Here is a 16023-nt window from a genome sequence, read left to right on the forward strand (position 1 = left end):
GAAGATTTAGATGGGTAATGTACTCTCGATAGATACGGGGGAATATAGCCAGGATTCCTCCCCCACACAAAGATTGGCGCGAGGATACGGCTTTGTAAGCGCGGGCGCCCATACCTTGATAGGGATTACCATGCTGACCCTGCTCTTTCTGACGGACGGCAGCGTCCTCATCAAGGGGATCGAGGTTGTGTTGAGCTTGTCGATGCTGGTGGCCAGCCTGCTGATGTGGAGCGAGCTGAAGCTTAAAGAACAGCAGACGCCCGGAGGGGTCCTGCTGGCGGGTGATCTGGCCCTGGCGGCGTCCTTTCTCTACCTGGGTGTGGCGATACCGGCATTTCATCAAGGCTACGTGACCCCGACGTTCGCGTTGGCCCAGTTTATCACCGTGCTGATCGGTCTGATAGCTGGTAGTGGCGCGCTGGCCCTGGCCGGCTCCCTCAAGGTCGCGCGACCACGGGGCGCGGTTAGATTTTCCGACATTGTGCGTGATGGGGTGCTGTTGATTACAGGCACCATCTTGTTTGGGATCGGGCTGTCGCAGCTCGCGCTGGCCGATCTCAAGGCGCCGCAGTGGAGCTGGATCAGCTTTCTGGGCATCACCATTCCGGGCATGCTGCTTCTGGTGGGTCGTGAAGGGGTGAAAGAACGCTGTGAGGGCGTCCGCGGATGGCGCCGGGTCCCGGCGCAACTGCTGATCGAGCTCCTGCTGATCGTGGGGCTGGCGATCATGCTGTATGGCAGCTATGCCAATCTGACGCTGGGTGCGAATGGCTACCTGGTGGGCATCAAAGGGAGCGCGGCCGGGTTCAGGTTGTGGCTGATCGCGGCGCTGCTGCTGCTGGGTGTGCGGGGAGGCTTCAAGCTGATCTTTGGGCACAGGCACGATCGTCTGTGGTACCGCGTGCTGAATAACCTGCTGTACGCCATGCTGCTGATTCCCTTCATTTATGGCGCGCGCTCCATCTTTACGGGTCAACCTCCTCTAGTGCGGATCGGCGCGGCCTGGCCGGCCGTGGTACCGATCCTGATCGCGGCCATCCTGCTGCTTGTAGTAGGGAGGGCTGTGGATCAAAAGGGTTGCGCGTGATGTACATACGCATTCAGAAATAGTGAGGCGAGAGAGTTGGCAGAAAGAAGGTGCATTATGGAGTGGGAGAACAAACCTCACCAGACATATTCGCTGATCAATGCCTATGGCGTCATCGGCGATAGCCACGCGGTCGTATTGATTGCGCCGGATGGCTCGATCGACTGGGCCAGCCTGCCGGATTTCGATAGCCCGGCCATCCTGTCCCGGTTGTTGGATGAGCGACATGGGGGATACTTTCAGATCACGCCGGCGGATGGACCGCAGCGCGGCTCGCAGTGCTATCTCCACCGCACCAACACGTTGCAAACGCGCTTTGTGCGTGCGCAAGGTGCTGTAGAACTGACTGATTTTATCCCCATGGGGACCGTGCAGGCATGGCCGCGCAAAGTCGTTACCATAAATAGGGTTAACACGCGCAGGCCTCATCGCTGTCTAGTACGTATGATCGAATGTACATATGGTAGTATGCCAGTCACCATGAACCTCAAAGTGACGCCGCACAACGCCACCGTCCCGGCCGAAGTCGTGCTCTGCCCCGATAGCATGGGCGCGTTCATTTCCGGTGGCCTGCAGCACGTGGTGCTGGCGCTGTCCGACGTGCGCGTGCGCGAGCCGTTCTCACTTGAGATCGTGCAGGATAGCGAGGAATGGCATCCCACCCTGCGGGCCCGGTTCGTATTGAGCGAGGGCGAAAGCCTGATCCTGGCGCTGGCCGTGGAGGACAGCATCCAGCTGGCGCATCAACTGTTCTGGGATGAATTGCTGCAGCGTGACTTCAACGCGGAGCTGATCCACAACTTCGGCCTTTCTGGGATCGCCTGAGCGCGGGCTTCCCACCGGCAACGGCGCTGATGGGGAGCCCGCGCGGGGCGCGTCTAGACGGTTCTCTGTTTGCGTTCTCGCATGAGCAGTGGGATCAAGGTGATCAGCACCAGCAGGCTGGCGCCCAGGCCGGGTCCGGTGACGGCGAGTCCCTGGTCACCTAGCAGGCCGATCCAGGGATTGAGCCAGATGGCGGTCAGCGAGCCGATCAAGGTGAGTCCCGAGAGGACGGTGGCCCGCGACTGATCGGGGATGCGCCGGTTGAGCTGGTGGTTGATCAAGGGATCCTGCCAGGCGGAGAAGGCGACGATGCAGGAGATCAGCAGGATGGCCTGCAGGGGTTGATGCGCTTTGGCCAGCAGGATATAGGCCAGGCCGGGGAGCCCGCACGAGATGACGAGCAGGAGACGCGTGCTGATGCGCTGCTGAAGCCAGGGCAGACGCAGCAAGAACAGAAACTGGATCGCCATAGCCAGCGCCATGGCCGGTCCCACCCAGGCCACCGGCAGGCTGGCGCGGCTGAAATAGGGCTGGTTATACCAGAAGATGGCATTGGTGAGGGCAAAGGCGGCCGAACTGAAGATCTTCATCCCGGCCAGTCCCGGCTGCTGGCGTATTGTCTTCAGCGCCAGTCTGATGATCTCCCACATGCTGGTGCGTACTGCTAGTGGTAGCTGATCATGGGCGGTGACTTCCGGTTGACCGCCGGGTTCCCGAATGTGCCAGGCGGCCAGCAGCGAACCGAGCGCGGGCAGCAGGCTCAGCGCCACCGCCAGCGCGGGACTGCGGGCACCGATCAAGCTGCTGGGAAGCAGTCCCAGAAAGAAGCCGCAGGTAGAGGCCAGGCGCAGCAGCGTAAAGGCCGCGCCCCCCAACGCGTCGCGCCGCTCGCCCGGCACGCTCTGATAGAGCAGTGCTCCCTCGCAGCCAGAGGTGCAGGCGATCGCCAGGCCACCCAGCACGTTTGAGAACGCGAACCACCAGAAGCCATGGGCGACCAGAAAGCAGAGCAGACCCAGCAGGTTGCAGCCGTGGCCCAGGATAATCATACGTCGATAGCCAAAGCGGTCCGCCCATAGGCTGGTCGGCAGGTCGGCGCACCAGATGGCGGCCGACAGGATCGATTCCATCACAAACATATCCGTGAAGTTCAATCCTCGCTCTTGCTGGAAGCGTACGATTGTTGTCGAATAAAAGATGATGTCCGCGCACAGGCGCGAGAGCAGCAGCCAGCGTACGCTGCCGATGGCCAGCACCTGCCGTGACGGCGACAGGCATCCAGAAAAACGCATGCAGAAAACTCCTTAGCTGAAGGCGTAATGCACCAAAACAAAAAAGCCAGAGAATCGCCGGACGGATCGCTCATGGCTCGTGAATGATGCGTATATGTAGTTCAGCGGACGCTTTCTAGCATGGATCGAGGCTGAAAAAGGGCAGGGCACGGCCATGGGCGATCCACCGATTAATGCAGATGCGTTGTGCCTTTGTGGACCACCGCCTGGCGGCGGGGCCGACGACCGTCTGTGCCACTCTGTTTCTCATTTCTCGTGAGCTTACCGCGATATATTTAGAGGAATTACCGCAAGTATAGCATATCCATGGCTCGGGAACAACGGCGCGCGCACGCAAGGGTGCGCATCATATTTTTGCACAGAGAAAGACAACGGGAACCTACGTCTCTCTTTTTGCAAAAAATGAATTACATCTCGCACGCGAAGAGAGAAGGGGTCAGTTGCATAAGCCGAGCAATTTGAGTTATACTGTTCGCGCATAGTAAGAACAGAAAGGAGGTGCTCAGCGATGTTGACCAATGCTTCGAGGATGAGACAGGACTGTGCACCTTGCACGCCAGTGAATTAAGTTCTGCCTCTTGAAATCCTCAATAAACCCATTTATTCCCCGTTGTGAGGGGCTGTATTGTTGCAGCCCGCCATTCTCTGCTGCCTTTTTGTGTTGCGGCAGAACAGCTTATCAAGGAGATTTTTGTGACAGAACTCAATTCACAGACTGGCTTTTTACAGGCTCATGGGGCCCCGCTGTATTATGAGGTAGCCGGCCAGGGCGAGCCGCTGCTGTTGATCCATGCCGGGATCGCCGATAGCCGCATGTGGGATGAGCAGTTCGCCGCCTTCGCGCGGCACTATCGCGTCATCCGCTACGATCAGCGCGGCTATGGACAGTCTCAATATCCCGCCATGCCGTTCGCCTATTATGATGATCCCGCCGAGCTTCTCACCTCCCTCGGCATCGAGAGCGCGCACGTCGTAGGCATCTCGTTCGGCGGCCAGGTCGCGCTTGATTTCGCGCTCTCGCATCCACAGATGGTGCGCTCGCTGGTGCTGGTCGCGCCCAGCGTGAGCGGCACGCAGCCTTCGGAGGCGGTGATACGCTTCCAGGAGGAAGAGGAGGCGTACCTGGAGCGCGACGACCTCGACGCGGCCACCGACCTGAACGTGCGCGTATGGGTGGATGGTCCCCGGCGCACGCCCGAGCAGGTCGATGCGAGCGTGCGCGAGCGTGTCCGCGTCATGCAGCGCCACGCCTTCGCTGTTCCGGTCCCCGATGGAGCCGAACTTGTGAAGCTACAGCCGCCGGCCATCGAGCGGCTGGCCGAGGTGCATGTGCCGACCCTGGTCGTGGTCGGCGACTATGATCTTCCCTACAAGCTGGAGCTGAGCCAGCAGCTCGCCAGCCAGATCGACGGCGCCCAGCTGCTGGTGATCGAGGGGGTCGCGCACATGGTCAACATGGAGCGGCCCGAGCAGTTCAACCATGCCGTCCTCTCATTTTTATCCAGGGCCACTGGCGCCGACGTTTAGTGGGCTGACGATCTTCGAGCGCCTCTTTTTGCATGATTTTCCGACGTTTCGTCGGTATTTTGGGAAATGATTGACGTATCGTCTGCTATATTCTATCGTGAGCGACAGAATGTTTGTGCTGATCGATGAAACGAGGAATATAGAATGGATGCGATTGATCGGAAGATTGTTTCTCTGTTGCGCGACAATGGGCGGCTGAGCCAGGAGACGCTGGCACAGCGCGTCCATCTGTCGCGGCCGGCGGTGCATGAACGCGTCAAGCGGCTGGAGGAGCAGGGGGTCCTTCGTGGCTACCAGGCGCTGGTCGACTGGGAGGCGCTGGGCCTGCCGATTACGGCCTTTATCTGGGTGCGCACCTCGGGGACGCAGTGCCACGAGGTCGGCCAGATCTTGATGCGCCTGGGAAACCAGGAGAGTATGGTGGAGGAGTGCCATCGCGTGACCGGCGAGTGGTGCATGTTGCTCAAGGTCAGGGTGGCCCTGCCGCTGGCGCTGCAGGAGTTGATCGACCGTATGCGGGCCGTCCCCGACGTGCAGGCAACCATGACGACGCTAGCGCTCTCGACCCTCAGCGCGCGCGAGTTGGGCGATGAGGAGGTGCTGGGATGAAGCAAAGCGTTGTGCGCACCATCCGCCTGCCACAGGCCATCGCCCTGTACGTGGCCGCTGTCATCGGCGCGGGTGTCCTGCTTCTGCCCGGACTGGCCGCGAGCACGGCCGGGCCGGCTTCGATGCTCTCCTGGATCTTTGATTGTGTGCTGGGTATCCCGCTGGCCCTGACCTTTGCCGCCCTGGCCAGCCGCTATCCCGACGCCGGCGGTGTGGCCACCTTTACCACGCGCGCCTTCGGCCCGGCGCTGGGAGCCGTGACCGGCTGGTTCTACTTTATCGCCTCGATTGTCGGGCAGATGATCGTGCCCTTGACCGGGGCCTACTATATCGCCGACGCCCTGCGTCTGGGGCGCGAGGCGACCTTTCTGATCGCCGCGGCCATCCTGATCGCCGCCATCATCCCCAATCTCTATGGCCTGCGCGTCAGCGGACGGCTGGCTCTGCTGTTGAGCGCGGGCGTCGCGCTGCTGCTGCTGAGCGCGACGCTGGTCTCTATCCCTCGCATGCGGGCCGCGCATTGGGTGCCATTTGTTCCCCATGGACTACCCGCGATCGGGCAGGCGGGCGTGCTGATCTTCTTCGCCTTCTTTGGCTGGGAGGCGATCGCCCAGCTTTCAGCCGAGTTTACCGATCCCGAACGCGACGTGCCGCGCAGCACGCTGTGGAGCGTGGTTCTGGTAACGATCCTCTACCTGGGCGTGGCCGTCGCCACTATCGGGACCGGCACCTATGGGACGGCGGCCCTCGATCGCGTCGCGGTGGCTCGACTGCTGAGCGACGCGCTGGGACTGGGCGCGGGCGCCGTCGCCGCCGTGATGGCGCTGGTGATCTCGCTGGGGACCGTCAACGCCTACGTGGCGGCCGGCTCGCGCCTGGGCTACGCGCTGGCACGCGACGGCGCCATGCCCGCCTGGCTGGCGCGGCTCGACCAGCATGGTGTCCCCCGACGCTCGCTGCTGGTGATCGGCGTGGTAGCGCTGCTCGGGCTGGCCGCGACCTATCTACTGGGTTTGAGCGCCGGTTCTCTGCTGAGCATCCCCAACTCGCTGGGCATCGCCACCTATGTGGTCGGGACCGCCGCCGGCGCCCGGCTGCTCGCAGGTCTCGCCCGCTGGCTGGCGGCCGCGAGCTGTCTGCTGTGCCTGGCCATCTTCTTCTTCGCCGGCGCCTCCATCGCTATCCCTGTACTCACTGCCGCGCTCGCCCTGCTCTATCTCTGGTGGCGTCGGCGCCGGTCTGACCACAACGCGCCGGAGGATGTGGTAGAATCATAGAAGAGCTTTTATGAAAGAATAAAAGGTATCTAAAGCAAATATGTGTGGTGGGTGCCAATCTTGAGCGCCCACGTGGAAAAGGTGGCATGATGCTTGAAGATAGCAGCCCACGTATCGCTCAATTGAAGCGTGAGCTGGAGGCCGGTAACCCCGCTGCGCTGCCCCCATTCTGGCGCGAGATTGAGGAGCAGCAAGCGCCTCTGATCGAGCCGATCCCCGACGATCCTACTGAGTGCCTGGTGACCTTTGTGTGGCGTGGCACGTCGCAGACGCGCAACGTTGTGTTGTTCGCGCGCTATGTGGCGGACGATGACATTGAGAGGCATCAGTTGGAACGGCTGGGGGAGAGCGATCTCTGGTATAAAACCTATCGATTACGTTCAGATCTGCGCTCGGTCTACCAGTTTTCCCCCGACGACTCGTTGGTGCCGTTTACGGAAGCGACCGACTACCGGGCGCGTGTCCGTGGCTTCCAACCTGATCCGCTCAACGCGCGGCGGTTTACGTTCCCCAAAGATGAAGAGGACCCGGAGGATTTCCCGCGGGTCCTGTCGTTGCTCGAACTGCCAGACGCGCCGGCCCAGCCCTGGATCATGCAGCATGATGATGTGCCCGCTGGTAAGGTAGAGTTGCAGCGTTTTCAGAGCTCTATTCTGGAGAATGAGCGCCGCGTCTGGATCTATACGCCGCCCGGCTATAGTTTGGAACATGAGCCGTATGCGTTGCTGGTTGTGTTCGATGGATATGCGTACGTCGATCTGGTTCCAACGCCAACCATTATCGATAACCTGTTGCATTCCGGAAAGATTCCGCCGCTGGTCGTGGTGTCGCCCGACAGCCTGAATCAGGAGACGCGCAACCGCGAGCTGCCCTGCTATCAGCCGCACGTCGATTTTCTGACGCGCGAGCTGCTGCCATGGGTGAGGGAGCGCTATCACGTCACCAGCGATCCCGCCCGCACCATCGTCGGCGGGTCCAGCTATGGTGGATTGGCCGCCGCCTATGCCGCCCTGCAGGCATCCGAGGTCTTCGGCAACGTGCTCTCGCAGTCCGGCTCCTACTGGTGGGGGAAGGACCATCCGGAAGATCACACTCCCGAATGGCTGGTACAACAGTTTGATCAGCGCGAACACTTGCCGCTGCGCTTCTATCAGGAGGTTGGCCTGTTTGAGCCATATGAAGCCATGGTGCTCTCCAACCGTCACCTGCGCGGCGTCCTGCAGGATAAAGGATACGATCTGTGTTATCGCGAGTTCGCCGGCGGCCATGACTACGCCTGCTGGCGCGGCTCGCTGGCCGACGGCCTGCAGTTTCTGCTACCCGCCGGCTCCTCTACATCGCATCGTTATCACGATTAGTCAGAATACATTTGTATGGAGTGGTAGGAAGCACGCTTCCTACCACTCCATACAATGACATGTCGGGCGCGTCAGCGCCCTCGCGTTGGATAAAGAGAGAGGTACTTCATGGTTATTTTAGAGCCGATGAGCGAGGCGGATTTTCAGAGCTACCTGAATTTCGCGGTGGCCGATTACGCTCAGGAGCACGTGAAGAGCGGACGCTGGTCGCAGGAAGAGTCGCTGGAGCAGTCCAGGAAACAGTATGCCGAGCTGCTGCCGAACGGCGTTGCCTCGCCCAACCAATACCTGTTCACCATCGTTGACCCGCAGCGGCAGCGAAAGGTGGGCATGCTCTGGTTCGCGGTGGAGGAGCGCGCGGGCCAGCGTAGCGCCTTTGTCTATGACGTCCGCATCGATGAGGAGTATCGCCACCAGGGCTATGGCTCGCAGGCCTTCCTCGAAATGGAGAAGAAGGTGCGCGACCTCGGCCTCAGCAAGATAGGCCTGCACGTCTTCGGCCACAACCAGCCCGCCCTGGCGATGTACCAGAAACTCGGCTATGTGGCCACCAACATCGTAATGACCAAAGAGCTTAATTAGAGATCAGGGAGAACATGGTCGTACGCGGAAAGGAAAATCGGACGCGAGGTCCGAACATATGGAGGAGTCAGATACGGTGATGGCGGAGCTGCCAGCTTTGGAGATTCTGCGGGCGTTGGGCGTTAATGGAGCGCCGGTCGCCACGCCTTTGCGGGGCGGGTTCGATATGGCGATGTGGCGGGTGGAGCACGAGGGGCAGCTATATGCGCTGCGCGTGTTTCGTCCGGATGAGCATGAGGAGTGCGAGCGTGAGCAGGCGGTGATGGAGGCCGTTCACACAGCGGGCCTGCCGGTGCCCCGCGTGCATAGGGCGGGAACATGGCAGGATCGCCCGGCGTTGTTGATAAGCTGGATAGCCGGACGAACGCTGGGAGACGAACTGCTGGCGCGGCCGTGGCGCTTGTGGTTGCTGGGTATGGCCTTTGGCCGTACGCAGGCTGCCATTAACGCGGTGGAGGCCCCCGCGCTGCTGCGCCAGCGGTCAGGATCGTGGATAAGCTGGCGCTGCGAAGGTGAAGAGGCCCTGCAGGATCGCCTGTGCCACCTCGCCGCAGGCAGGCAGGCGCTATTGCACCTGGATTATCATCCACGCAACGTCCTGACCGATGGTCGCCGCATCACCGGCGTGATCGATTGGACCAACGCGCGCGCCGGCGATCCACGGGCCGATGCAGCCCGCACCATCTCCATCCTGCGCGTCGATCCCCTGGTGCGCAGGTCGCTCATCCAATGGCTGGTCCTGAGCCTCTTCGCGCTGGCCTGGCGCGTCGGCTATCAACGCGCCGGTGGGCGCCTCAACGATATGCCCGCCTTCTATGCCTGGGCCGGCACACTGCTCCAGCGCGACCTGGCGCCGCGCTACCAGCAACAACCGCGTGAACTTGCTCCCGCTCGCCGCTGGACCAACAAATGGAAGGCCCGCGCCAAAGGAAACAAAAGAGCAACGCGCGCGTCGTAGGTGCTGGGCTTGCCCCAGCTTTGCCGCGCAGCGGCCCGTGCCCCAACGCCCACGTTCCCCCGAAGGCTCTTCGTATAGCCTTAATTGTCGAGCATCGCATAAAAGAGCAAGATAGAAGAAGTTTTGTCCTGCTTGAGGTGATAGGCTAATAATAACTTTTTGCTCATAAGTCATAATGTGTTGGTGTCACGGGGCTGCGAATGCGCCCCTGTGACACCAACACATTAGAAAACCAATCGGCCGCGCATGCGGATGCCCGTGCGGGGGGCGCTCAAGCGTGCAGTAAGATGAGCGTTTGACGCTCTTAAAGCTCATCGCATAGTCCATACACAAAGGAAGGAGTACCGGCGATGGCTGATACAAAGCAACGCGTCACCACATTTTTGATGTTCGAAGGCCGGGCTGAAGAGGCCATGAATTACTACATCTCTATCTTTGAGCAGGCGGAGATTTTGAGCATCCGGCGTTATGGTCCCGGCGAGGCGGGTGACGAGGGGAGCGTGATGCTTGCGACCTTCTCGCTGTATGGACAGGTGTTTATGTGCATCGATAGCAACGTTAAACATCAGTTTACCTTTACCCCGGCTATCTCGTTGTATGTGACCTGTATGACCGACGAGGAGATCGAGCGCTATTTTGCCCAACTCTCCCAGGGCGGGCAGGTGTTCATGCCGCTTAGTGAGTATCCTGGTATCGGCAAGTTTGGCTGGGTGGCTGACAAGTACGGTGTGTCCTGGCAGATGAACCTGGAGCAAAACGCTTGATGAAAGGGAGGCAGCAACATGTCTGATACGCAGGTTCTGTTGAGTGGGCTGGCGTTTGGCGAGTCGCCGCGCTGGCACCAGGGGCGTTTGTGGTTCTCCCATTGGGGAACGAACGAAATTATTGCCGTTGATCCGCAGGGCGAGAGCGAGGTTGTCGCCCATGTGCCGACCTCGCTCCCCTTCTGCATCGATTGGCTGCATGATGGGCGTCTGCTCGTCGTCTCGGGGCGTGAGGGGCTACTGCTGCGCCAGGAGCCTAGTGGGGAACTGGTGACGCACGCTACGCTCTCACACCTCGCTCCTATCTGGAACGAGATCGTCGTGGATGGACGCGGCAACATCTACGTCAACGGTGGCGCCTTTGATGCTCCCGGTGTGATCGCCTTGATCACGCCCGACGGCGCGGTGCGCCAGGTGGCTGACGGGCTCGCCTTCCCTAATGGCATGGCTGTGACGCCCGACAATCGGACGCTGATCGTGGCCGAGTCCCACGCCACCTGCCTCACCGCCTTCGATATCGATGCCGATGGCAATCTATCGCGACGGCGTGTCTGGGCCGACCTCGCAGGACTCGCACCCGACGGCATCTGCCTCGACGCCGAAGGTGCCATCTGGTACGCCACCGTTCCGGGCATGTGCTGTGCGCGTGTCAAAGAAGGTGGCGACGTTCTGCAGAAGATCCAGCTTGACCGGGCCTGCTTCGCCTGTATGCTCGGCGGCGAGGATAAGCGGACACTATTCATGCTGGCCGCCGAATGGCACGGCTTTGAGCACATGAGTGGTCAGGAGCGCAGTGGCCAGATTCTTATAGCCAATATGCCGGTGCCCGGAGCTGGCTGGCCATACGAATAGGCGCGAGGCCGAATTCCGTCTTACGTACACCCGTAGGTTCGGCCCTTGCGGCCGATACGTTCAACTTAGGGGAATGTACAAAGAGAAAGAGAAGCAGTACGTGCGGGGCTTGCCCCCGCTTCCTTGCTCGCCGCTCGAACAAGCAGCAAGCAGAATGCGATGCATCGCATGCAACCGTTCCTGGTCGCTTTGAATAAGCTTTCCGCTCGGGAGACAAGCAAGCGGGGGCAAGCCCCGCACGTACTGTGATCTTTCCTCTTGTTGCTCGCGCTAAAGTTGAAAGTATTGGCCCTTGCGGCCGATTTTCTCTCCACGCATATCCATGTCCCCCGTAGGTTCGGCCGCGAGGGCAGGCGTTCACGGGAGGGTGCGCAGGAAGTCGAGCACGATCTGGTTGAATTCGGTAGGCTTCTCCATGTTGGGCATGTGATGGGTGTCGGGGATCTCGATGCGCCGGGCTCCGGCGATGTCGTGGGCCAGCTTGTTGGCGCTTTTGTGCAGCTGGAAGTGGTCGTCAGCTCCCGTGATGATCAGGGTGGGGATATGGATCTCGGCCAGCCGTCCGTAGGCCGGGGGGTCCAGGTCCTGGCGTGGAGCGGGATCCAATATCCAGGCGAACGAGTATTCAGAGAGGTATTGCCGCACCCGCTGCCGCGCTTCTGGATAGGCGCGGGATGGTACCAGTGTGGGATGGGCCATCAAGCACTCGACCATCCTGGGACGGCTGCGATCCTGGACCGCCTGCTCGAATGGCATCCACTGCTGGATCAGGGTCTGCAGCTGTTCCTCGGTGAACATTACATCGTGTGGATAGCCCGAGACGGGCGAGCCAACCAGGATCAGGGCGTCCACCATTGTGGGATGCTCCAGCGTAAAATCCAGGGCGATCTCCCCGCCGAGGGAGAGGCCGAGCAGGTAGGTGCGCTGAATGCCGAGAAAGTTGAGCAGCGCGTAGAGGTCGTCCCGGTCGGCATAGGGACGCTGGGGCAGATCTGATTTGCCAAAACCGCGAATGTCATAGCGGATCACGTGGTAGCGTGCGGCCAGTACATAAAATTGATCATCCCACATGCGCCGATCCATATAACCACCGTGCAGCAGCACCAGCGGGTGTCCATGACCCAGCATCTCATAATAGATCCAGGTGCCATTGCTCTCGACGAAGCCGGTCTGTACCTCTCGCGTATTATAATCGTTCTTTGGATTCATAGCGGATCCTCGACATTTCTTGATCATTCTGCCATCTTTTGCCAGAGCATTGTGGTGCCACGTTCGAGCAACACACAATCCTTCGGTCGAGCTTTTGAGGGTTCCCCTTTGACCCGCGGAAAGGCAAGATAGCCGTCGCTGTAGATCGAATTGATCTGCTTGACAGAGGTGCCCTTCACGCGCACCACATCACCTTTGCGAAAGCCCTCCAGTTCGCTGTTGACCTGATAGCGCACCCTGCCCTGTCCTTTCCGAGGCAAATCATGGTAGTGCCGCCGCGTTCGACGCGGGCGAAAACCCACCTGGTAGAAACGGTCTTGCTGCCAGGCAATAACCTCTCCGGTGTCGTAGGTGGCAATGCAAAGAGCGTCCACATCATGGGCTTTGGGCAGGTCCAGATGTTTGCGCCAGATCGCCGTCTGGTACCCAAAGAGGGTGGTCAGGGAAATGCCTTGTTCCAGCGTTGCGTACAGATGCGCTTTCCCTTGCATGGACCGTTGCGCGATATGGTCCAAATGACCGCTCACGCCTGTCACCGACAGCGTGATCTTGCCCTCGTGCACACGGTGATGACACGACTCGCAGAGCGTGAGCAGATTGCGCAGGGTATCTTTGCCACCGTGTTGGCGAAACACGAGGTGATGCGCTTCCAAGCGCGTCTCGCGCTTGTGACAGTACTGGCATTGGTAGCCGTCACGCATCAGGCACGCGATCCGGAGGTTCTCATCCAGCCGTGTCGGGTCCTGATAGCGACTTGCTTGAAGCGTCGGATCGTTCAAACGAGCGATGTCTACCTGGACATCTTCGATCACGATGTGGGCGAGAGGCAACGGCAGGTGCTCGACCACACGGATCACCTCCTCCACATTCGTTTTGATCGACGGAGGAAGTCGCCCACTGCGACGACTGGAAGCTCGGTTGAGTATCCGCTTCGGACGATACCAACGGCGGTTTCGGCGGCTGCGCCGATGCATCCGGCGGGTTTCCATCTTCTCTTTGACGTCTTTCCTATGAACGATCTCCCCCGACAGCAGGATCTCGCCGTTGCCAACACAGGCGAAGCCCGTTATCGAACTGCCCTTATCGATCCCGACCACCACCTCCTGGACGTGCTCCTCACAGTCCCAGAGGAGTTGGATCGTGAAAGGGCTCCGGTGCTTGACACGAGCCCGGCCATCCCTGAGCAATTTACGCGCCTTGGATGGCTTGCAGGGCATCAAGCAATGGCCATTCTGATTGACCACATACACCAAACACAGCATAGCTTTAAGCTCTCCTTTCGGAAGTAAAACGCCCCTCGCGATGGTTTCTTGAGGTTTTGACACGCTGCACACATTCAGCTTTCGCCTATCCTTAATACAGCGCCACAGGGCCTGGAACTGGGACACCATTCCAGGGTGTGATTCACTCAACAAACTTCTGCTCCACGACTCGCGTGAAGCCCGCTGGTAGTTCCATGAGCCAGTGAGTCAAGGATTCGCTAGACTTTTAGCAACTATTATTCATCTCTCTACCTCATCCCTCTAAAAGTGGTTCATGTCGAGTACGCTCCTGCGTGTAAATATGTATATGCACCTATTTTGCCTGAAATCTACTAAAAATCTTCTTCTTGCTATGCAACTATCCTGCCGGTGCTGTTTACAAAACGAGCTCTAGCGCTTTTATCTCGCGCGGATCGGTATGGGATCGGATGAGGAAGCGCTGGATGATCGGGATAATGGTGCGGGCATGGATGAAGAAGGAGGCATGGTTGCCTTTGTTGAGCGCAACCAGCGTGACACGCGGAATCGAGCGCGCCATCAGCCGGGCATCCTCGAAGGGCACATCTTCATCATCGGTGCCGTGGACGATCAGCGTGGGGACCTTGACCTGTGAGAGCGGATACTGCTCGATGGCCGCGAAGTGGTGCTGATCGTTGTGGTAGCCCGCCTCGCGCAGGTGGTAGATGGTCCCAGAACAGAGCATGCCGGCCATCACATGCCCCATCGGCAGCAGACGGATGAAGGGCAGGATGCAGTAGAGGAAGAGGTCGGAGACCAGCAGATGCTCGACCCGCAGCAGCAGGTAACGTTTCCAGGCGGGCAGCAGCAGCAGGCTCTCAGCGGGACAGTAGCGCTGCACGATGGCTCCGATCATCACCAGGTTGCGGCAGCGCTCGGGATGGCGCAGGGCGAACTGGAGCGCCGAAGGGCCACCGCCCGAGAAGCCGATCACGCTGGCCTGCTTGATCCCGAGTTCGTCGAGCAGGGCCGCGTACATGTCCGCCTGTTGCTCCGGTGAGGCGCCCGAGCTCTGCGGCGTGCCCAGGTAGCCTGGACGCGACGGAGAGATCAACATACACTGCTCAGGATCGAAAAACTGCGCGAAGGCCAGCCCTTGATCGTAGCCGCCGGGCGTCCCGTGGGCGTAGATGACCGCCGCCCCCTGGCCGCTGACCTGGTACTCGACGGGCCCGGCGCTGGTGTGCACCACCAGGCCATTGCTGCGGATGCGCCGCAGCTCCTGTCGGCGCCAGGAACGATACGACTGCAGCGTCCCTACCAGCGCGGTCGCCAGCAATGTTAGCAGACCAGCCAGAAAGAAGCTATTGATGCCAGATCGCAAGAGCCCACGCGCTTTGAGAATCAACGCCCCCGGCCCGGTGGTACCAGATAGAGCCGGTGCAGCGATCAACAGAGAAAAGATACGCCCGATCACCATATCCCCCCTTCCAGGTCCTCGCTAAAGATAATATCGTTAGCAACGCTGTGCAAAAATAATGAAACGCCGCCATTGTTTGAGCCAAGAAAAACTGTACCAGATCCACCGCACGCTGGCAACAAATCGGTCCCTGAATAGCAGAAGTGGGTGATAGAAGCGCCTGTTTGTCACTATAAAGTGATTCTTGAAGAGAAAAGACGACAGTACGTGCGGGGCTTGCCCCCGCTTTTGTCCTTCCCGTTCGAAAAAGCAACGGAAATGATGCGATGCATCACATGCCACCGTTCCTGGTCGCTTTGAAGGAGCCTTTCCTTGTGGGAAGCAAGCAAGCGGGGGCAAGCCCCGCACGTACTGTCGTCTTTTTCATTGTTGCTCGCTCTAAAGTTGAAAGGATTAAGCGCAAGGAAAGCATAGCCTGGCGTAAAAACCGTCGTTAACAGCGTCTAGTAGTAGAGAATATTTCACGGTGGCTCGTATCAAAAGTTCGTATTTTTAATATGATCAGTTCGTGAAAGAGAAGATGCACGTGCAGGTACAGGATATTATGACCATTTACCCGGTCTATATTCGCGTCGGGGCAGATATGCGCAGGGCCGCTGAAATTATCAGTATCTCCGAAGTCAGTGATCTGATGGTCATAGATCATGATAGTAAATTTGTCGGAGTGCTGTCAGAAGGAGACCTTATTCGCGCGATCCTTCCTGGCTTCGACGAAGTTCTACGGGCGGGCGGAACGCTCAATGACGCCTTTAAATTTTTTGTGCAAAAAGGTCATGACCTCGTCAATCGTCCCATTGACCCACTGATTATTCACAACGCCATTACCTTGAAGAGCACCGATGACATAGCTCAGGCTGCTGTTGTCATGATAGAGAAACAGATCCGGCGCTTGCCAGTCGTGGATGATGGCAAGCTGATGGGAACAGTTTCCCGTTCTGATATTTGTCGTGCCGTAATCTATTATGCATGATACGCGGGGAGAT

The 16023-nt window shown here is 59.4% G+C and carries 15 protein-coding genes; 11 read left to right on the forward strand and 4 right to left on the reverse strand.

Features of this window, described 5'->3' with window-relative positions; genetic code table 11:
* Positions 1–10 precede the first annotated feature (10 nt).
* Both AABA21_RS37305 and AABA21_RS37310 read left to right on the forward strand, forming a co-directional pair.
* The gene (locus tag AABA21_RS37305) at positions 11–1087 is read left to right on the forward strand and encodes a hypothetical protein (RefSeq protein WP_338258011.1); all 1077 of its coding nucleotides are present in this window, start codon (positions 11–13) and stop codon (positions 1085–1087) included.
* A 57-nt stretch (positions 1088–1144) separates the two neighbouring features.
* The gene (locus tag AABA21_RS37310; RefSeq protein WP_338258013.1) at positions 1145–1912 is read left to right on the forward strand and encodes a trehalase-like domain-containing protein; all 768 of its coding nucleotides are present in this window, start codon (positions 1145–1147) and stop codon (positions 1910–1912) included.
* Between the two features lie 53 nt (positions 1913–1965).
* Here the strand turns inward: AABA21_RS37310 and AABA21_RS37315 are convergent, their stop codons facing one another.
* Positions 1966–3204: an MFS transporter gene (locus tag AABA21_RS37315; protein WP_338258015.1), complete on the reverse strand. Its 1239-nt coding sequence runs from the start codon at positions 3202–3204 to the stop codon at positions 1966–1968.
* A gap of 693 nt (positions 3205–3897) precedes the next feature.
* Here AABA21_RS37315 and AABA21_RS37320 point away from each other — a divergent pair.
* The 8 genes from AABA21_RS37320 (at position 3898) to AABA21_RS37355 (ending at position 11131) form a co-directional block, all read left to right on the forward strand.
* Positions 3898–4731 carry an alpha/beta fold hydrolase gene (locus AABA21_RS37320; protein ID WP_338258017.1) on the forward strand — a complete coding sequence of 278 codons (834 nt, stop codon included), beginning with the start codon at positions 3898–3900 and terminating at the stop codon, positions 4729–4731.
* Positions 4732–4875: 144 nt separating this feature from the next.
* On the forward strand, positions 4876–5340 hold the full coding sequence (locus AABA21_RS37325; protein ID WP_338258019.1) for an Lrp/AsnC family transcriptional regulator: 465 nt from the start codon (positions 4876–4878) through the stop codon (positions 5338–5340).
* A complete protein-coding gene (locus AABA21_RS37330; protein ID WP_338258021.1) occupies positions 5337–6617 on the forward strand; it encodes an APC family permease in 1281 nt (426 codons plus the stop codon). The genes AABA21_RS37325 and AABA21_RS37330 overlap by 4 nt, the downstream gene beginning before the upstream one ends.
* 86 nt (positions 6618–6703) lie before the next feature.
* Entirely contained in the window at positions 6704–7975 is a 1272-nt protein-coding gene (gene fes, locus AABA21_RS37335) for an enterochelin esterase (RefSeq protein ID WP_338258023.1), read from the forward strand.
* Positions 7976–8083: 108 nt separating this feature from the next.
* Entirely contained in the window at positions 8084–8557 is a 474-nt protein-coding gene (locus tag AABA21_RS37340; protein ID WP_338258024.1) for a GNAT family N-acetyltransferase, read from the forward strand.
* Positions 8558–8615: 58 nt separating this feature from the next.
* Positions 8616–9515, forward strand: coding sequence for a phosphotransferase family protein (locus AABA21_RS37345; protein WP_338258026.1), 900 nt, complete (start codon positions 8616–8618; stop codon positions 9513–9515).
* Between the two features lie 350 nt (positions 9516–9865).
* Entirely contained in the window at positions 9866–10279 is a 414-nt protein-coding gene (locus tag AABA21_RS37350; protein ID WP_338258028.1) for a VOC family protein, read from the forward strand.
* A gap of 18 nt (positions 10280–10297) precedes the next feature.
* A complete protein-coding gene (locus AABA21_RS37355; protein WP_338258031.1) occupies positions 10298–11131 on the forward strand; it encodes an SMP-30/gluconolactonase/LRE family protein in 834 nt (277 codons plus the stop codon).
* Between the two features lie 357 nt (positions 11132–11488).
* Here AABA21_RS37355 and AABA21_RS37360 read toward each other — a convergent pair whose 3' ends face one another.
* The 3 genes from AABA21_RS37360 to AABA21_RS37370 all read right to left on the reverse strand — a co-directional run bounded on the left by AABA21_RS37360 (position 11489) and on the right by AABA21_RS37370 (position 15040).
* A complete protein-coding gene (locus tag AABA21_RS37360) occupies positions 11489–12340 on the reverse strand; it encodes an alpha/beta fold hydrolase (protein WP_338258033.1) in 852 nt (283 codons plus the stop codon).
* A gap of 23 nt (positions 12341–12363) precedes the next feature.
* A complete protein-coding gene (gene iscB, locus AABA21_RS37365) occupies positions 12364–13602 on the reverse strand; it encodes an RNA-guided endonuclease IscB (protein WP_338258035.1) in 1239 nt (412 codons plus the stop codon).
* 376 nt (positions 13603–13978) lie between these two features.
* A complete protein-coding gene (locus tag AABA21_RS37370) occupies positions 13979–15040 on the reverse strand; it encodes an alpha/beta fold hydrolase (RefSeq protein ID WP_338258037.1) in 1062 nt (353 codons plus the stop codon).
* 526 nt (positions 15041–15566) lie between these two features.
* Between AABA21_RS37370 and AABA21_RS37375 the strand changes: the two genes are divergently transcribed.
* Positions 15567–16010 (forward strand): CBS domain-containing protein, encoded by a 444-nt coding sequence (locus AABA21_RS37375; protein ID WP_338258038.1) that lies wholly within the window; start codon positions 15567–15569, stop codon positions 16008–16010.
* Positions 16011–16023 lie beyond the last annotated feature (13 nt).

Source organism: Dictyobacter halimunensis, assembly GCF_036245075.1.